This is a genomic window from Ignavibacteria bacterium, from assembly GCA_017302895.1.
Classification (GTDB): Bacteria; Bacteroidota; Ignavibacteria; order Ignavibacteriales; family Ignavibacteriaceae; genus UTCHB3.
In genome coordinates this window covers 339,562-358,544 of sequence record JAFLBV010000003.1, presented here as the reverse complement: position 1 = coordinate 358,544, position 18,983 = coordinate 339,562, and the positions used below count along the sequence as shown (strand labels likewise).

The 18,983-nt window shown below is 43.9% G+C and carries 13 protein-coding genes; 2 read left to right on the top strand and 11 right to left on the bottom strand.

All coding sequences use genetic code 11. The annotated features are described in order from the left end of the window. Window positions 1–44: 44 nt before the first annotated feature. From J0L60_13730 to J0L60_13695, 8 genes are read right to left on the bottom strand one after another with little or no spacing between them, the layout of a single operon-like run. Window positions 45–1,646: a hypothetical protein gene (locus tag J0L60_13730; GenBank protein ID MBN8547187.1), complete on the bottom strand. Its 1,602-nt coding sequence runs from the start codon at window positions 1,644–1,646 to the stop codon at window positions 45–47. Continuing rightward, window positions 1,646–4,882, bottom strand: coding sequence for a hypothetical protein (locus J0L60_13725; GenBank protein ID MBN8547186.1), 3,237 nt, complete (start codon window positions 4,880–4,882; stop codon window positions 1,646–1,648). Before J0L60_13725 ends, J0L60_13730 begins: the two co-directional genes overlap by 1 nt. After that, window positions 4,861–6,447 (bottom strand): cytochrome C, encoded by a 1,587-nt coding sequence (locus J0L60_13720; protein MBN8547185.1) that lies wholly within the window; start codon window positions 6,445–6,447, stop codon window positions 4,861–4,863. The genes J0L60_13725 and J0L60_13720 overlap by 22 nt, the downstream gene beginning before the upstream one ends. Window positions 6,448–6,456: 9 nt before the next feature. Continuing rightward, window positions 6,457–7,782 carry an NAD(P)-binding domain-containing protein gene (locus tag J0L60_13715; GenBank protein ID MBN8547184.1) on the bottom strand — a complete coding sequence of 442 codons (1,326 nt, stop codon included), beginning with the start codon at window positions 7,780–7,782 and terminating at the stop codon, window positions 6,457–6,459. Between the two features lie 16 nt (window positions 7,783–7,798). Beyond that, on the bottom strand, window positions 7,799–8,401 hold the full coding sequence (locus tag J0L60_13710; GenBank protein MBN8547183.1) for a tetratricopeptide repeat protein: 603 nt from the start codon (window positions 8,399–8,401) through the stop codon (window positions 7,799–7,801). A gap of 9 nt (window positions 8,402–8,410) precedes the next feature. After that, window positions 8,411–9,370: a hypothetical protein gene (locus J0L60_13705; GenBank protein MBN8547182.1), complete on the bottom strand. Its 960-nt coding sequence runs from the start codon at window positions 9,368–9,370 to the stop codon at window positions 8,411–8,413. A gap of 20 nt (window positions 9,371–9,390) precedes the next feature. Next, complete coding sequence (locus tag J0L60_13700) at window positions 9,391–9,693, bottom strand: hypothetical protein (GenBank protein MBN8547181.1); 303 nt, start codon at window positions 9,691–9,693, stop codon at window positions 9,391–9,393. Between the two features lie 13 nt (window positions 9,694–9,706). Further along, window positions 9,707–10,567, bottom strand: a complete 861-nt coding sequence (locus J0L60_13695; protein MBN8547180.1) for a diaminopimelate epimerase — start codon at window positions 10,565–10,567, stop codon at window positions 9,707–9,709. A 202-nt stretch (window positions 10,568–10,769) separates the two neighbouring features. On the opposite strand from J0L60_13695, the gene J0L60_13690 reads away from it, so the two are divergent. Then, window positions 10,770–12,434 carry an OmpA family protein gene (locus tag J0L60_13690; GenBank protein MBN8547179.1) on the top strand — a complete coding sequence of 555 codons (1,665 nt, stop codon included), beginning with the start codon at window positions 10,770–10,772 and terminating at the stop codon, window positions 12,432–12,434. 317 nt (window positions 12,435–12,751) lie between these two features. Here the strand turns inward: J0L60_13690 and J0L60_13685 are convergent, their stop codons facing one another. Next, complete coding sequence (locus J0L60_13685; protein ID MBN8547178.1) at window positions 12,752–14,239, bottom strand: glycogen synthase; 1,488 nt, start codon at window positions 14,237–14,239, stop codon at window positions 12,752–12,754. A 24-nt stretch (window positions 14,240–14,263) separates the two neighbouring features. Next, window positions 14,264–15,637: a protoporphyrinogen oxidase gene (gene hemG / locus J0L60_13680; protein ID MBN8547177.1), complete on the bottom strand. Its 1,374-nt coding sequence runs from the start codon at window positions 15,635–15,637 to the stop codon at window positions 14,264–14,266. A 138-nt stretch (window positions 15,638–15,775) separates the two neighbouring features. Between hemG and J0L60_13675 the strand changes: the two genes are divergently transcribed. Beyond that, on the top strand, window positions 15,776–17,527 hold the full coding sequence (locus J0L60_13675) for a M14 family metallopeptidase (protein ID MBN8547176.1): 1,752 nt from the start codon (window positions 15,776–15,778) through the stop codon (window positions 17,525–17,527). An 85-nt stretch (window positions 17,528–17,612) separates the two neighbouring features. Here J0L60_13675 and hflX read toward each other — a convergent pair whose 3' ends face one another. After that, window positions 17,613–18,872, bottom strand: a complete 1,260-nt coding sequence (hflX, locus tag J0L60_13670) for a GTPase HflX (GenBank protein MBN8547175.1) — start codon at window positions 18,870–18,872, stop codon at window positions 17,613–17,615. Between the last annotated feature and the right edge of the window lie 111 nt (window positions 18,873–18,983).

Below are 18,983 nucleotides of genomic sequence, written 5' to 3'. Positions count from 1 at the left end.
CCGTGATATCCGTGGAACCATCCCCAAAAACAGCTAATAGCTAATTAAAATCTTGTTGTAAAGTCCACAAATATTCTGCTGTAGGTGCTGGATTCTTCGAAGACTCCTTCATAGTTGAGAGAGAGGTCAAACTGTTTGCTGATTGTCCAGTTAAGATCGAGAGAGAGGATGTTTTGCGCCAGTGTTGAACCTCCCGTCGGGAAATTATAGTCGATTCTTCGGAAACCAAATGTACCGAACAGGTCTTCAATAAGATCGCGTGAGTATGTTATTCCATAATTAAAGCCGTCGACATAATTGCTTTTTAAGTAACTGACATTCGCGCCGAGATAACCGGCAACATAAGGGAGACTGGTAAAATATGCACTTGCCCCGAAATCCTGCGATACCCGTTTGTCATTCCCCATGTTTCTGACACCTACTCTGAGGGAGAGGGAGACATTTTTAATTGCGGTGGTGTTGAACACAGCTCTAAGTCCCTGCATTGTCTCATTGATCAAAACCGAGTCGATAAAGGTTCTGTACGACTCGTAGTAGATTACATTTTTTCTTCGATCGTATGCGACCACAAAATTATACTCTCTTGAGAAAGCATATCTCACCGAAGCAAAGAAGTTGGTGAGACTCGGTTTGGTTTTCCCCTCACCTGCTTCAACTGTGTAGAAATCGATTTCTGATGACGCAAACAATGAAACGGAATTGGAAGGATTCGAAACATGCTGCAGATAGATAAACCGGCGATCGGTTTTAAAATCGTTTGTCTGATTCACAACTCCGAATGAATTCTCCATTACGCCTGTACCGAGAGAATCGGTGTGAGCACCGTATGCACCAAACTGAAACAGCTTAAAATTGTAGCCGTAATCCTCGATATTCGGTCTGCTTCCCGCAAAAACACCCGCCGACCATTTCTTGTCAAATGCCCGCTCATATAGAAAACCGTCTATTGCACCAATGTTAGCGATTTTCCGGTAGATAAATCTTCCCGCATTAAGAAATGAGAGTGAATCGAGTTCATACTGCAGTTTGAAATCGTAAACCTTCAGTTTCCTGCCGAGGTCGTGCCCTTCCCTTCCCCAGTCAGAAGTGAGGTAGGAGAAGGTGGTGTACGCAGAAAATGACAACGGACTGCCGCTTATTTTGTCGGCATTAAAGGAAAACGCATATCTCCACCTCTGATATCCCGGAGCTCCCGACATGTTGCTCATATCGGTGGAAGACTGTACCGAGAATCTTCCTCTGTAGTTTTTCTTCTGAATCAGTGGACCGGCACCCTTGTCCACCTTTCCCTTGTTGTAAACAAATTTTTCCTTTGTGGTATCAACAACGGGCTTTTCCTCCTCCTTCTGCACAAAAGAAGGATATGCCCTTAGCACCATATCCTTTTCAATTTTCAGGGTACCCGCTTTACTTCCGGCAACCGACTTGCTGCTGGTAAAATTTACGATAACTGCGGGCACTTCCTTGCTGTCTTTAACCAGCCAAAGGGTATCCTTCTCAAAAATTCCATCTGTCAGTTTGAATTCAACATAAATATTCTGTGACGAAACATAAGTAACCTTCCCTTCTCTCACTTCCCCCGTCTTTTGGGCGAAAGAAGTTCCGGCTAAAACCAGAAGCGAAACAACCAATAATAATACTCTCATCAGTCTATCCTCTCCAATTTTCTCGGCACACCATTCCCCGCTTTGAAGGAGAATGTAGTGTGGCAGTTCCAGCATTTCCTGTTTGCGGGTGAACTCTTGTGAGCGATCGTCACTTCCTCTTGATGACAGGTTATGCACTGCGGTTCCGAATTTGGACCCGAGTGGCAATCTTCACAAAGCACACTTTTGTGTTTCCCTGAGACGGGATAGGAAGAGTGATCAATCTTTTGCGGCAGAATATCTGATCCATCAGGATGGCAGTCGTAGCATCTCTGCGAATTCCATGAATAGTTTGCGACTCCCTGGTGCTCCTGATTCATCGAAGTCTGATTATGCTCATGACAGCTTATGCAAGTGAAAACAGCATAGTTGCTTGACACTTCATGACAGGTTGTACAGTTGTTGTTCCACTTGTTTTTGTGTTTCCCTGAATTTATGGGGAAATACTGCCCGTCGTGGTTGTAATTCGCAGGAGCCCACCCGACACTGGTATGGCATGTTTCGCATGTCTGCGGAAACTGTGCCCCGATATGGTTGGGATTCTGAGCGGTTTGGAAATCTGGAAGATGACAACCGACGCACTGATTCGGTGTGTTTGTGTAGCCTGAAGTATGGCATTGAGCACATTGAACTGTGGTATGTCTTCCCGAAATCGGGAAATTTACAATCGCATGATCGAATGTGGCAGGTGCCCAGCCTATATCGGTATGGCAGTTGGAACATACCTGCGGATAATTCTTCGCTACATGGTTCGGATTTGTGGCTCCCTGATAGTCGGGAGTGTGACAAGTCGCGCACTCGTTAGTGGTTGCGGTATATGTAGTCTGATGACACTGCACACATGTTTTTCCGGCATGCTTGTTTTGCAGGGGGAATCCCGTTGCCGTTGTGTGGTTGTATGTCGTGCTGACCCAACCTGAAGTGTTGTGACACTCGGTGCAGGTCTGCGAAAATCCCGCAAGGGTATGATTCAGTTTTGTAGTCTGGTTGTAACCTGACTGATGACACGAAACACACTGGTTCGGAGTATTTGCGTAACCTGTTGTATGACACTGACTGCAATTCAGAGTGACATGGTTTCCCGTCAAAGGAAAAGGCGAAGTTGAGTGATTAAATGCACCAACCTTGCTCCCGTCAGGGTGACATGAGAAACACTCTGGGGAAGAGTAGATATACCCCTGTACTCCCTGATGATCCTGATTCATGGAAGTCTGATTGTGTTCGTGACAACTGATACAGGTGAAAGCCGCATAATTGCTCGATACATTATGACAGGTGGTGCAATCGTTGTTCCATTTGTTTTTGTGTTTGCCCGAATTGATCGGGAAATGCTGACCGTCATGATTGAATGTTGAAGGCGTCCATCCAACGCTGGTATGGCAATCCTCGCATGTCTGCGGGAACTGGGCACCAAGGTGATTCGGATTTTGTGCTGTGTTGTAATCTGTAAGGTGACACCCCTTGCACTGATTGGGTGTGTTTGCGTAGCCGGTTTTATGGCAGTCTGCACAAAGGGCTGTTGTATGCTTCCCGCTGATAGGGAAATTCACAATTGCATGGTCAAACTTTGCGGGAGCCCAGCCAATATCAGTATGACAGTTGGAACAAACCTGTGGATAATTTTTCGCAACATGATTCGGATTTGTCGCCGCCTGGTAGTCAGGTGTGTGACAGGTTGAGCACTCATTTGTGGTCGCCGTGTAGGTAGTCTGATGGCACTGAATACAGGTTTTCCCGGCATGCTTGTTTTGCAGGGGGAATCCCGTTGCCGTTGTGTGATTGTATGTCGTGTTTGCCCAGGCAGTTGTGTTGTGACACTCGGTGCAGGTGTGTGAAAATCCCGCAAGCGAGTGATTCAGTTTTGTCGTCTGATTGAAACCCTGTTCATGACAGGAGAAACACTGAGTCGGGGTGTTCGCATACCCGGAAGTGTGGCATCTGGCACAATCGGTGGTTGTATGGGCACCGGTCAATGGGAATGGTGAGGTCTGATGGTTGAATGCACCCTCCGATGTACCTCTCGGATGACATGAATAACAGGCTGCAGACTCCCATTTGTAACCCTGAACTCCGTTATGCTCACTGTTCATCGATGCCTGATTGTGCTCGTGGCAGTTGGTACAGGAGAATTGCTTGTAACTCGCGGAATTGGTATGGCAGTCACCGCAACTGTTCCATTTGTTCTTGTGTTTTCCTGAATAAATCGGGAAATAGGGGCCATCATGATCAAACTGAGCCGGAGTCCATCCCGCAGTGGTATGGCAGTTTTCGCAGGTATTCGGGAATTGTGCCGCGGTATGATTCGGATTCTGAGTCGCATTATAGTTTGACTGATGGCAGCTTACGCATGTTTTTGGAGTGCCTGCATATCCCTGGGTGTGGCAGCTTGCACAAGTAACCGTGGTATGCTTGCCTGTAAGAGGGAATGTGGTCTGGTTATGGTCAAACTGTGCCGGTGACCATGCATTGATGCTGTGGCAAACCTGACACTGTTTCGAGAAATTGCCCGCCACATGGTTCGGGTTCCGGGTCGCTTCATAATTCGGTTTGTGGCAACTGTAACATTCTTTCGAGAGCCCCGCAAATGTACCCTGCGTGTGGCAGTCGTAGCAGCTTGGTCGTGAATGTCCACCTGTCAAAGGGAAGAAACTGTGGTTAACATTGGAGCTTCTCCAGTTGGTTGCCTTTGTGTCGTGGCATGTTGTACAGTCAGTCGAAAATTTCCCGTTCGGATGGTTTGGTGCCAGTGTGGCATAATAATCTTTTGAGTGACAACTGTAGCAGTCGGTCTGAACTGGTTCGAACTGCCGCACTTCGTAATTTTTGTGACACATCCCGCAATCAGCTGTCTGGTGCTTACCGAAAAGTGGAAAACGGCTCCTCTCGTGCAGTGGGAGTATCGACTTTACAAGCCAGTTTGCAGGCGTGTGGCAACTCTGACAATCGTTCGAGAGGGTGTTGCCGTGAACAGTTGTGTGACAGCTTACGCAGTTTTGGGGAGTCCCCTCAAATTTTAAAGTTGTGTGGCATGCTTTGCAATCGACTGATGAATGCTGCCCCTGAAGCGGGAACTTCGTCTTAGAGTGATCAAAATCTAGTTTTTTTACATCGATCTTCCAGTTCTGAGGGTTGTGGCAGTTACTGCAATCCTTCCCCTTCAGATCACCGTGGGGAGACTGTGCATTGAGACCGGTGGCAAAAACCATCGCCAGTATTATGAGTGACAGGCAGCGCATTTGAAATCTTCTATCTTGTATTTAATGAACCTGACCCCGTCGCGGGTCGTTTCTTTATGGCATTTTTGGCAATCCAGCAATGAATGTGCTCCCGAAAGTGAAAATTTGGTCTTCTCGTGATCAAATTTCTCAGGAAGCCAGTTTGCAGTGGTATGACACTTGAGACAATCGTTCTTTCCTGTCTCTTTGAACTGGTAGTTGTGCACCTCTTTATGACAGCTTTCACAGTTGGTTTCAAGTGAAGCGAACTTTCGCACAGGAGGTGTGACAGTCTCATCTTTTTTATGACAGTCGTAACATTTTCTGTTGCTGTGCTTCCCGGTCAACTGAAAATCTGTTTTTTCGTGCTCGAATTTATATTTCATCCAGCTATCCACATTGTGACAGTTTGCACACTGATTCTGTCCCATAAATTTATTGGAGATTTCCTGCCCGTGGATGTTCTGGTGACAGCTCGCACATTCAATACTCTCTTTTTTGAACTTCCACTCTTTGTTTGTGTAGTGGCAGCTCTGACACGATTGTGCCCTGTGAGAGCCGAGAAGTGGAAATCTGGTCTCCTGATGCTGTGAAAAAGTGTAGAGTGACGGTGCGAAACCATCCACTGTGTGGCAGTTTGTGCAGTCTTTCGGTTTTCCATCTACAGCGAACTCACCCTTGTGATAATCCTTGTGGCAACTGGTGCAGTTATCGTGGGCAGGTTTGGAATTAAGGTCGGTACCGTGACAACCACCACACTTTACAACCCGGTGTTGCCCGAGAAGTTTGTAGCCGGTTTTGTCATGGTCAAATCCATTTAGTTTTATATTTCTGAAATTATCGGTCGAGTGGCAATCGGTACAGCTGTTACCGAATTTTCCATCATGAACATCTTTGTGACAGTTTGTGCACGATGCGAATTGAATTCCTTTGAATACCTTGAACTCCTTGCCGTTCCTGACGGTGCTGGTGTGGCATCTGTAGCAATCGACTCTTGTGTGGGCTCCCGTCAGTTTGAATTGTGCGGACGCATGGTTGAATCCTGAGGCGGGTTTAAAAGCATATTGTGAGTGGCAACCTGTACAACTGTTCCCAAGGGTACCTTGATGATAATCTGTGTGACAGCCGAGGCAGTTTTGTTCGAGACCGAGAAAGGTTCTTCCCGCTCTTTTTGCAGCTTTTCCTTTTATAAATTTTGCCTGATGGCAACCGGCGCAGGAGAGTTGCTTGTGTTTTCCCTGCAATTCATAACCTGCACGGGAATGGTCGAAACCGTTTTGAACGAAGTTGATTATTTTGTAGCCTCTGCCGTGGTGTTCACTGTGGCATGCATAACACATCTTCCCTCTGGCTTCACGGGCGTGCAAACCCCTGCCTGCATTTCCGAGTGCGGAAATTTCGGTGTGACAGGTAAGACACTTGGTATTGGTTACCTCATCGCCTGAAGTATGGCAATTGTTACAATTGCTCATCCCTTCAAGATTTGAATGGGCTGTGGTGAGATCACCGGGAGAAAACTGTGCGTACCCCGTGGATACGATCAGAAATAGTAAAATACAATAACGGGACAAGTCAGTCCCTTTCACATAGATCGCTTAATCGTGACTTAAAATAGCTTCGCCAAATTTCTTGGTTATCTTTACTCCGGCTTTTTCCAGGAATTTCGTCGGAAGTTCACCTCCGGCAAATATGTAAACAAGATCGTTCTCTATTTCAAAAAGATCTTCCGGATTGCCTCCACGGTTTAGAACCACAGAGTCGTCTTTGATTTCTACCACATTGGTACTGAAAAGCATGGTAATCTTTCCGTTGCCAGTGTATGTATTTATGTTATCAAGATTTTTTGGTTTGATCCTCGAAAAAGAATCAGACCGGTATGACAAGCTGACTTTGTTTGTGCCTTGGGCGAGGAGTATTGCTGACTCAATGGCTGAGTCGCCTCCACCTACAACAAGTATTTTTTTGTTCTCAATATGCTCGGGTTCAAGAAGTCTGTAGAAAACCTTCTCCTTGTTTTCACCTGCAACCCCGAGTTTTCTGGGAGAACCCCTTCTTCCAATAGCCAAAATTACGGAAAAAGAAGTATACTCGCCCTTGACGGTTGTCACTTTAAATATTTCTCCCTCTTTCGAGATCGATTCCACCTTCTCGTTTTCATCTATTTTGATATTATTTTTTTCAATCACATCGTGCCAAAGGGTGATCAACTGGTCTTTGTTTGTCTCGGTCAGCTTTACTTTTCCCTTCAAAGGGAGGTCCATCGGAGATGTCATCACTATTTTAGCTCTGGGAAAACTGTAAACCGTGCCGCCAACCGTATCCTGTTCGAGGGTTTTATATTTTAACCCCAGTTCCGCACTTTTGAGTGTTGCGGAAATGCCGGCAGGACCGGATCCAACTACAATTACATCAAATTCTGCTTTATGATCTTTTTTAATCTTCTTACCAAGATAGGAAACCGCCTGTTTCCCCTGTTCAACTGCATTTCTTATCAGCCCCATCCCACCAAGTTCGCCTGCAATAAACAGCATCGGTACATTGGTTTCAAATTCCTGACTTACATGGGGAAGATCAACCCCTCTTTTTTCAGTACCTATGTAGAGGGCAATTGCCTGAACAGGACATGCATGAAAACATGCACCATGACCCACACATCTTGAGGCATTTACAGTTGTGGCCTGTCCGTTTACTATGCAAAGAATATCCTTCTCGGGACATGCTTCGATGCAGGCACCACTTCCGATACAGATGTTGGAATTTACAAAAGGGTGGAGTGAGACAGGTTCATAAAGACCGAGGTTTTTCGCTTCCTCAATCTTTTTAACATTTTTCTTAGAGGTTTTGTTTTTACTCCTGAGGTAAAAGAAAGTAACAAAAAAGATGAGAAGAAGGGCGAAAAGGTATCCGCCCGTTTCTTCCAGAAATACTTCGTTCAACTTACTTTTTAAGTTCTTCGGTAGCCAGAGCGGCGCCCGAACTTCCGGGGAAATCCTTTATCAGTTTTTCCCAGATCTGTTTGGCTTTTGCCTTGTTACCCGTTCCGTTTTCAACAAAACCCAGATAAAAAATCGCTTCTGTGTTTTTTGGATCGAGTGCTATCGCCTTGTTGATTGTAGCAAGGGAGTTGGTAAAATCCTTCTTTTGGAAGTAGAGACTGCTAAGCGCAACCAGCACTTCAACATTTTTCGGATTTATTTTTAAGTACCTGGTGTAACCGTCAATGGCTTTGTCAGGTTTGTGCGCCATTCCCATGAACTCTGCATACTCAAGAAGCTTCGTTGTGTCATTCGGATTTTCATTGGCAGCTTTTTCGAGATCAGCCATTTTTTGCTTAATCTCGTCTTTCACATTTCCTGCACCAGGGTTGCCTGCACTTCCATCACCCATCCCTTTGTGGAGATCATCTCCGGGAACAGGAGTTCCTTCCGATAGAGCAGGTGCTTCTTTCACTTTCTTGCCCGACAGTGACGAAAAAATAACGACTCCTGCCACCGCAAAAACCAACAGTAAAATATAAACATACATCTTGTTAAATTTCATACCATTCTCCTAAAATATCCAGGTGGCACCGTAATATATAGTGACACCAACATGGATTAACATGATTACAAACATTGCTATTGCAAAGGGCAAATGGAAAATATGCCAGTATCTAAAAAGCCGGTGCATTGATCTGAGAACTCTGGTCTTCCTGTCGAGTGCTATCTTCTCTTTTGCAGTTGCCAGAATTTGTTTCACAAGTCCGGGGTCCGTAACGCCTGAATTTTTCAAACTTTGTTTTAACAAAGTTAGTGATTTTTTTATTATAAAGTAGTCTTTCATTACGGTAATTATGCTTGACCAGGTACCGGGTTCCCCCTTTTTACCTTCTGTGCCATATCCTTCCACCTGATCTATAATCTCATCACTAAGATGATGCTCATCCCTCAGTTTCAGACTGTATTCCCGCTGTAATCTGGCGATTTCCATCGAATCCAGTTCATTACCTTTTATTGAACGGGGTATCTTTGTATAGATTAACCTGCCGGCGACTCCGGACAGGACCACAGCGGTCATCGACCAAAATGAAATTGAGACGATACCTCCAAATTTAAATGCGGTATGATACAGCACAAAGATTGGACCTACAACACAAAGAAAAATGTGAAACTCAAGCCAGTGTTTCAACAGCCCCCAACGGAAAAATGCCCTGACTCTTTTTCGAATCATGTAAATGGAAACTCCAAAGACCATCATCAAAGTACCGGCTATTCCAAGGGCGTGACCCAGATATCCTTTAGGCTCGAGAACTATATGAGCATCACTGTGATAGCCAACTTTATTTTTGTACTTCGGAATTTCGTCAATTCCGGAGGGCCGCCAAAGCAGGGTAAGGGTGGAATCAAGCTCGGGTCGCAACTCTTGAGGTTTGGAATAATAATCCTTCCCGTTTATGTAAAGGAGTACAGTGGAGGTAATCCCGATTATGAAAAAAAGGGCTATGTAAACAGAATGTGTGAGTTTGCTCATTTCAGATAATTCTTAAACTGTTAAATTTCGACTTCCATTAAAGTTCTTGATTTTGTCGATTTTGCTATCTTTAACGATTCCAGTTTCCTGTTCAAAATGCTTATTCTTTCATCTCCGGCATCATCAAATTCGTCGAATGCTTCCTCTGATGCAAATTCGAATATTTCACGAAATTTATTCGCTTTTCCTTTTTCCTCGAGCAATGTGTACTTCAACAGTCCTGCTCCTGAAATCAGTGATTTATACTCTTTTATTGAATCGAGATACTCTTCCCTCTTCTTTGGATCGATATCATAGGAAACATAAAAAACTATTTTTGCCATCTTTTCTCCTTGTTTATTTAAGCCCAACGGTACCGTGAAAATTGATTTCGGCGGGACCCGTTAGACTCAGGTTTTCTAATTTGTTATCAATAATTTCAAAATTTATTGTGAGTGTATCACCGCTTTTTGTTTTTAGATTCACGGGCGGTTCACACTTTCCGAGAGCAAAAAAGACTATTGCTGCTGCGGTTGAACCGGTGCCGCATGCATCCGTCTCATCTTCAACACCCCGTTCGAATGTCCTGATCTCAAGCGAATTTTTATCAATGTATTTTACAAAATTTACATTCACACCACCCGGTGCAAAATCGTTGTGATGCCTTATCTCCCTCCCGAGGTCTAAAACCGGAAACCCCTCGAGTTCCGAAAAACCTGTAAATGGATTTTTGGGGTCGAGTGGTACATCTTCGATGTTTATTATCACATGAGGTGAGCCGGTATCACAATAATGAGAGGTTATTAGACTGCCACGGGCTTTTATCCTGAAAGCGGTTTTTAATTTCGCAGGTCGTGCCATGAAAAACACAGGCAATCCATTGTCATCGATCGTGCCCGAGTAGACCTTTTCACCAAATCTGAAACGGAGGTCAACCCCGTCCATCAATCCCTTCCCGCTGCAGTACCGGATTACACACCGGGCACCATTTCCACAAAGTGATCCTCTTTTTCCGTCTGCATTGTAAAAATCGACTGAAACAGGGGTTTCTTCTCCCCGGTTCAGGATCAATAAACCATCGGCACCCACCCCTTTTTTTCTGTTACAAAGAGTGATGATGTCTTCGGAAGAGAGAACCGGCTGATCCTCTGCAAGGTTATCGACGATGATGAAATCGTTGCCGGCACCATTCATTTTGGAAAAATTAAAAAATCTCATTGCTTTAATTTATAATTAATGTGAAAGATAGACAATATAACTTGTCTGTTTTAATACTTAATATTTGCTTAATAATTGAAATTTAATGCTTCCATGTGATATTTAGAGATTGTTTATTACCCTGTTTTTTTTAGATTTATGTTTCGATTATCAAAGATTTTGAAAATTATTCAATCATTTAACAACTAAACAGAGGTAGACCATGAGGAAAGCAACACTCATGTTGGTCTTGTTGGCAATCGTTTTTGCCGGCTCAGCAGCTCAGGCGCAGAGCTTAAGTACAAAAGTACATTTTGGTATTGAAGGCAATGCCATCTTGCCACAGAATGAATTCACTGAAAAATCGATCAACGGAGGCTTCAGAGGCTTCTTTAGATATGGTTTTAACGACACATGGCGAGTGGAATTCGGTGCCGGATATCTTAAATATGCCGGTAAGGATTTCGTTTCCACTGACTATGAAGCTGATGTTATTCCGATAGACCTTAGACTTCTTTGGTTCCCGTTCGGATTTGAAAGACTTTCACCTTACGCATATGTAGGTGCAGGCGCTCTTCACTTCAACAACATCAAAGTTCCAAGATCATTCAGCATTCAGTTCCCGCAAAAGGGTGTTGAGAAAACCGGCTGGACAGGTGTTTTCCCTGCCGGTCTCGGTGTCGATTATGCTGTGAGTGAAAATATTCAGATCGGTGCAACTGCCGGTTTTAACTACACACTCTCCGATGATTTGAACCACTATATCGATGGCAGCCCGAAGGATGTTTACTTCAATGGCGGTCTCCACCTGATCTTCGGCGGAACTAACATCAATAAAGATTCCGACGGTGACGGACTCCTCGACAAAGATGAAATTTACATCTACAAAACCGATCCAATGAAAGCTGACACCGATGGTGACGGACTTAATGACGGCGACGAAGTTCTTAAATATAAAACCAATCCGCTCGTAGCTGATACTGACGGTGACGGATTAAAAGACGGTGAAGAAGTTCTTAAATACAACACCAATCCGCTTAAAGCTGACACCGATGGTGACGGATTAAAAGATGGTGAAGAAGTTCTTAAACACAAAACTGATCCATTAAAAGCTGATACCGATGGTGACAAACTGAATGACTTCGACGAAGTTACCAAACACAACACCAATCCGCTTAAAGTTGATACCGATGGCGATACCCTCTCAGATTATGATGAGGTAATGACACACAAAACCAACCCACTTAAAGCTGACACCGACGGTGATGGTCTTAATGACGCTGAAGAGCTCAACCAGTACAAAACCAATCCTCTTAAAGCTGACACAGATGGTGACAAACTTGAAGACGGCAAAGAAATCAGCCAGTTCAAAACAGATCCTCTTAAAATGGATACCGATGGTGACGGACTCAACGACTTCGACGAGTTGATGACCTACAAAACCAATCCATTAAAGGCTGACACCGATGGTGGAACAGTTAATGATAAAGTTGAAGTTGACAGAGGAACAGATCCTCTCGATGCAAGCGATGATATCATCAAAATGAATGTTCCTATGGTTCTTGAAGGTATCGTTTTTGAAACCGGAAGTGCCAAGATTTCACCTGCATCAGAAACAACCCTTAATAAAGCTCTCAAAACTTTGACTGCTTACCAGGACATTTCTGTTGAAATCCAGGGACACACTGATAATGTTGGTTCGAAACCTTTCAACCAGAAACTTTCTCAGGACAGAGCAGAGTCAGTAATGAACTGGCTTATCTCCAAAGGCGTTGATGCCAAGAGAATGACTGCAAGAGGCTTCGGTCCTGACAAACCACTCGTTCCAAACGATTCCGATGCCAACAGACAGAAAAACAGAAGAATTGAGTTCGTAAGAACGAAATAATTATTAGGTATTAGGTTTTAGGTATTAGCTATGAACTATGATCTATGAGCTGATACTCTGAAAACTTGATGTCAAAAAAATTAAAAAGGCTGCTCAAATCGGGCAGCCTTTTTTTTATGTTTGAAGGATGATGGTTTGAGGTTTGAAAATCATTAGGCCGGGAATTAATTCCCGGTTGGAGAAAGTTGAATTCCTGAGGGATGTATATAAATCTGAAGAGGAGTGACAATCGTCTCGATTGTCCTGCCGACAAATCCTTGAATCTGCGACAATGTCAGACAGCTAAAAACTCATACCTAATAACTCAAAACTCATAACTAACTTCTTCTTTTCTGAATCGCGTGCTCATACATCTTTTCATACTGGCGGGCTGACTGTTTCCATGAATAATTGCTGATCATGCCGTTGTGGACAATCTGATTCCAGATAGATTTTTGGTGGTAACACTTCAACGCTCTTTCCACACTAGAGACGAGAGCCTGACCGGTGTAGTCATAGAAACTGAATCCGTTGCCGGCAAATGAACCGTGATGTCTGCTTTCATCCCAGTCAAAGACGGTGTCTGCAAGTCCTCCCGTTCTTCTCACGATGGGAACCGTTCCGTATTTCAGACTGTAAATCTGGTTCAATCCACAGGGTTCATACTTGGAAGGCATCAAGAAAATATCACTCGCAGCTTCTATTAGATGTGCCGCTCTCTCGTCTTTTGCGTTCAGAAATGAGAATTTGTGCGGATATGTGTTTGCCAGATACCTGAAAAGCTCCTCGTAGCGGTACTCCCCATTTCCCAGTACCACCCACTGGGCGTTGAATGACATCAGCTCATTAATTGAGTCGGCAATCAGATCAAATCCTTTCTGACTGACAAGACGGGAGATAATTCCAATCAATGGGACATTGGGGTGATATTCCTGCCCGAGTTTCGAGAGCAAATACTTTTTGTTCTCATATTTACCTGATAGATCGTCTTTTGTAAACTCATACGGAATCATCTCATCTTTTTCCGGATTCCAGACGCTGTAATCAACACCGTTGAGGATTCCCCAGAAATCATTGATTCTGTAGTGAAGAACTCCTTCCAGACCCTCGCCGTATTCTGAAGTGGTGATTTCCATCGCGTAAGTGGGGCTTACTGTATTTATAGCATCGGCATACATCAGACCCGCTTTCAGGAAACAGATGGAGCCCCAGACCTCGATCGGACTGTTGTCGAAGAAAAGGTCTTTCCTGATCTCGGCTTTGTGCATCGTTTCTTTGGGGAAGCGCCCCTGATAGCCAATATTATGGATTGAAATAACCGTCGCAACACGGTCATAAAACCGATCCCAACTGTAATTGTCTTTCATTAGAAGGGGCAAAAGTGCTGTGGGCCAGTCGTTTACATTTATGACATCAGGCGCCCATTGCATCCTCTGCAATGCTTCAATAACAGATTTTGTAAAATGAATGAATCTCTCGTCTTCATCAGGATGATCTGTATAGATTACCGGCTTCCCCTCGTGGTTTTTTCTGTCGTAATACCAGGGGCAGTCGACAAAATAGACTTCCACACGGGACCCCTCCATAATCGTTTTGAAAAGCCTCGTATTATATACTTTGCCGGCAACTCTTATTGGCATTTCGCCAACCTGCTCGGTATATTCGAGATCGATTCCGTCGAAATTTATCGCCGAGTAACGGGGAAGGAAAACTTTAACAGAGTGACCAAGTTTTTGAAGTGCTTTCGGAAGTGCACCAGATACATCACCAAGTCCGCCAACTTTTGCGTAAGGAAAAACTTCAGGTGAGACAAAAGCTATTCGCATATTTTAATCCGTTGAATTTTAAGTTTATTGCAATATGCGGGAAACCCGCTCTGCTGTTCTGTAAGAATGGAGGATTGAATCACCAATGGATACACCACCTGTAAAATTGCCTGAAATAAACAGCCCCCTGTGCCCGTTTTCGAACTCCGTAATGCTCTCTATCAGACTCAAATGGTCTGTATTATACTGCGGGACAGCCTTTTTCCAGCTTTTTACCGAAATAAAGACCGGTTTGTCTTTCGCCTTGAAAATTTCCGACACCATTGCGATTGCCTTTTTCTTCACCTCCAGAGGGTCAAGATTTGCTATATCCTTCCCGCGGCTCCCTCCCATCATCACTGAAAAAAGTCGTCTCTCCTCGGGACACCTTCCGGGGAGAAGATCGGAAACAAGCGCAATATTCAAAACATCTTTCTTCTCGGTTGCCGGAATCAGAACCGTGTAACCTTTTGTGGTCATCTCGAGGTCTTGTTTCAAAAATGCCATATAAACCTGAGTCAGGGGGACATATTCAACCTTGTCGAGAATTCCGGCGAGTTTTTCCGACATCTCTTTTACCGCATCCGAGACCACAAAAGCCGGAAGTGCCGTCACTACAACATCAAACTTCTGGTTCCTTATATCCCCTTTTTTGTTGATCACCAGATTAAAGGAATCTTCAGACTTCTCAATTTTTAGTATATCATGCAGGTAGTTAATTCTGATACCAAGTGATTTCGCCAGGGCATCAGTAAGCTGCCCCATTCCTTTTTCGAATCCGAAAAGTTTGCCACTTCCTGCGAATTCTTCTTTTTCATCTTTTTGAAATGGTGCTTTCTTGAATCCTTTTATTATGCTGCCATATTTCTGTTCAAGATCGAAGAGTTTCGGATATGCAGCTTCAATGCTCAATCTCTCAGGATCACCGGCATACACTTCGGAAGAAAAAGGCTCTATTACGAATTTCAGGAACTCCTCGCCAAGCCGCCTTCTGATAAAGGGAGCAACCGCAAGTCCGGCGCCCCTTTTCGACCGGGGAATAAACGGCTCCAGAAAGAACTTCAATTTGGTTTTGAAACTAAAAAGGGGGAATTTTAGCAGATTGTTCGGGTTCATCGAGAGGTCATACAACTCCCCGCCGATATATGCCTGCTTCAGGTTCCCTTTTTCGCCTGCATAAAAAAAGGAATCCTCCAGTTTCAGTTCCTTCACAAGTTCAGGTATCAGGCTGTTTGTCTCGATCCCGGCGATGGTTCCCTTGTCAAGCAGATAATCACCTTTTAGCTCTGTCTCGATTTGCCCGCCGGGTCTGTCGGTTTTTTCGTAAATTGTTACATCATATCCCTTTTTTTTCAGGTACCAGGCTGTTGTTAATCCGGAAATTCCGGCTCCTAAAATCGCAATTTTTTTGTCGTGCATCAGTTTCGGGGATTTTATCGATGAAATTAAAACTTAAATAGTTCTTTTTTCTCTTGTTTAAAAAAATTTATATTTCTAATTTAGAAAACTTAATCCATAATATTTTTACATCGTTCTTTAAAAATAAAGAAAAGTGGAATGCCTTACCATAATAATGAAAACATTGGCGAACAATGGCTGACACGCTTCGAAAAAAGCGACTATACAGCCACCCCGTCCTACGCCGAGACGGTTGAATATTTCCGCATGTTGGCGGATAAATCCCCCTACGCTAAAATTCTGAATTTTGGCGTTTCTCACCAGAACAGAAACATTATCTGTCTGGTTGTTTCTGAAACCAAAGAGTTTACACCAAAGAGAACCCGTAAGAGCCCGAAATCAATTGTGCTCATTAACAACGGTCTCCACCCGGGTGAAATTGACGGCAAGGATGCCTCAATGATGCTCCTTAGGGATATCCTCATCACACAGGAGAAAGAGTACCTCCTCGAGAATATCACTCTCCTCGTCGTTCCCGTGCTTAATGTCGATGGTCACGAAAGAATGAGCCCATTCAACAGACCTAACCAGAACGGACCAATGACACAAGGTTGGAGAACCAATGCCCTGAACCTCAACCTGAACCGCGACTTTATGAAAGCCGACAGTGCCGAAATAAAATCATTCCTCAGATTATACGCTGCCTGGGCTCCGGATCTCCTGATAGATACACATGTTACCAACGGTATGGACTATCAGTATCACCTGACCTACGGACTGGAAAAACATCAAAACCTCGAAAGACGACTCTCGATCTGGGGAAATGAAGTGTTCCTTCCCAATGTTATCGATGCTGTCGAAAGAGAAGGTTACCTCACTGCACCATACATTGAAACAGTAACTGACAATATAGAAGACGGCATCAAAACCTGGTCATACGAACCAAGATACTCAACCGGATATGCTGCACTTCAAAACAGACTTGCACTCCTGGTCGAGTCTCACTCCCTCAAACCATACAAAGAGAGAGTTTTCGCAACCAAAACGATGATCCTTGAGTCCCTCGAGTTTATCAACAACAACCATAAAGAATTAAAAGATCTGAGCCGTTTCGCTGACAGAAGAACCATTCAGAAATTCTTCATTGAGAAGAAAAGATATCCTATTCTTCTCGCCGGGAATGAGGAATCAGAACCATTTACATTTAAAGGTTATAAAACCGAAGTTCGTGAAAGTGAAATCACAGGCGGCGAGATAATCACATATACTGATGAAAAGGTTGAAATTGAAATTCAACACTTCAACAAAATGGAGATTGCAAAAACCGTTAAGGTCCCTGATGCATATCTGATTCCTGCAGAACATAAGTGGCTGCCAAGAATCCTGAAGCTTCATGGAATTATCTTCAAGCACCTCGATAAAGGTCTTGAACTCGAAGTCGAGAAATACAAATTCTCAAATGTGAAATTTGCTGACAGTGTCTATGAAGGCAAATTCAGAGCCTCGTTTGATGTTACTCCGTTTATCGAGACTGTAACTGTTCCCCCCGGAACTTTCTTCATCCCCGTTAACCAGAGAACTCTTAGAGTGATTCTGAACCTTCTGGAGCCACTCGCTCCCGATTCCATAGCAAGCTGGGGCTATTTCAATGCTCTCTTCGAGACCAAGGAATATATCGAAGACTTCGTTTTTGAGCCAATCGCAGCTAAAATGATGGAAGAAGACCCCCGTCTTAGAGAAGATTTCTACTTCAACCTCGAAGAAGACGAAGAATTCAGAAATGACCCGCAAGCCAGACTCGAGTTCTTCTACAAGAAATCACCTTATTACGAGAACAACGAAATGATCTATCCCGTCATGAAAGTCTATGACGGAAAGCGTTATTTCAACTACTTCGACCGGTTCAAATAACGGTTGCTCCCCTTATAATAAAAAAGCTGCTCTCGGTAACGGGGGCAGCTTTTTTTTGTTTTAAATAATATGTCGCGCTATCTCCTTACCCCAAAAGCCTCTTTATTTTCTCCGAATTAACTTTGTCCGCCCGGTACCTTACGACAATTCTATCATCTTCATACTTCAGGTCGTTAACTTTAGCAAGATTATGTATCGAAGAGACCAGCCCCGACTGAGAATAATCGAGTTCGATCACCTCATCCCCGAATTTTTCCTCGATGATATTTGTTACCATCGATTTTAATTCCTCAATCTGAAATCCCCGCTTGGCTGAAACAATTACGGTGTTCTCATACTTCCGGTTCACATATTCGATGCGATCGCGATCTTCAAGAACATCCACCTTGTTGAAGACATGAATAAGTACCTTGTCTTCGAAGTGCAGGTCCTTTAGTGTCTGATTCACCACACTTATGTGATCTTCGTAAAACGGATGTGTAATATCAATGATGTGCAGCAAAATATCTGCATCCCGCACTTCATTAAGTGTACTCTTAAACGATGCAACGAGATGCGCAGGCAGTTTTCTGATGAATCCAACTGTATCACTCAAAAGTGTGGTATGCGTTTTATCCACCTGAAAAACTCTCGTAGTTGAGTCGAGAGTCGCAAAAAGTTTGTCTTCCGCAAATACATCGGATTCTGTAAGCAGGTTAAAAATGGTCGATTTCCCCGCATTTGTGTAACCAACAAGAGAAACTTTTACCATTTCCTTCCGGTTTTTGGTTTGAGTCTCACGATTGGACTCAATCTCTTTCAACTTGTCGGTCAGCATCGCAATTCTGTCACGAATTATACGGCGGTCAGTCTCGATTTGCGTTTCGCCCGGTCCCTTGGTACCAATTCCACCATACTGCTTCGAAAGGTGAGTCCACGCCCGTGTCAACCGGGGGAGCATATACTTCAACTGTGCAAGCTCCACCTGTGTTTTGGCTTCCTTTGTGCGGGCTCTCGAAGCGAAGATATCAAGGATGAGCCCGCTTCTGTCCACTACTTTTTTATTGAACAGATTACTGAGATTTCTTACCTGAACGGTGGAGAGATCGTCATCGAAAACAATCAAATCAATCTCGTTTGGCTCGATCAACTCAAGGATCTCATAAGCTTTCCCCTTGCCGACATAGTATGCCACATCAAGCCGTTGTCTCTCCTGAGTTATCTTGATTATCGTTTCACCACCTGCGGTAGCAAGAAGCTCTTCAAGTTCATCAATATGCTCCTGAACTGTCTCACGGGGTGTCTGACCGACCCGGACACCGACTAATATGGCCCGTTCGGTCTTTTTTACTTTTATATCAATCAATTTGTTCTTTCTTAAAGCTTTTTCCAACCACAGAGCACACAGAGACCACAGAGGGGCTCACTCAATAATCCTTCTTCGTGACCTCTGTGGTTTCAGTTTCTGATTCTTTTC

Bases quoted from the DNA above. Each gene is read 5' to 3' on its own strand.
- J0L60_13730 (MBN8547187.1), bottom strand. From the start codon at position 1,646: ATGAGAGTATTATTATTGGTTGTTTCGCTTCTGGTTTTAGCCGGAACT.
- J0L60_13725 (MBN8547186.1), bottom strand. From the start codon at position 4,882: ATGCGCTGCCTGTCACTCATAATACTGGCGATGGTTTTTGCCACCGGT.
- J0L60_13710 (MBN8547183.1), bottom strand. From the start codon at position 8,401: ATGAAATTTAACAAGATGTATGTTTATATTTTACTGTTGGTTTTTGCG.
- J0L60_13705 (MBN8547182.1), bottom strand. From the start codon at position 9,370: ATGAGCAAACTCACACATTCTGTTTACATAGCCCTTTTTTTCATAATC.
- J0L60_13700 (MBN8547181.1), bottom strand. From the start codon at position 9,693: ATGGCAAAAATAGTTTTTTATGTTTCCTATGATATCGATCCAAAGAAG.
- J0L60_13695 (MBN8547180.1), bottom strand. From the start codon at position 10,567: ATGAGATTTTTTAATTTTTCCAAAATGAATGGTGCCGGCAACGATTTC.
- J0L60_13690 (MBN8547179.1), top strand. From the start codon at position 10,770: ATGAGGAAAGCAACACTCATGTTGGTCTTGTTGGCAATCGTTTTTGCC.
- J0L60_13685 (MBN8547178.1), bottom strand. From the start codon at position 14,239: ATGCGAATAGCTTTTGTCTCACCTGAAGTTTTTCCTTACGCAAAAGTT.
- hemG (MBN8547177.1), bottom strand. From the start codon at position 15,637: ATGCACGACAAAAAAATTGCGATTTTAGGAGCCGGAATTTCCGGATTA.
- J0L60_13675 (MBN8547176.1), top strand. From the start codon at position 15,776: ATGCCTTACCATAATAATGAAAACATTGGCGAACAATGGCTGACACGC.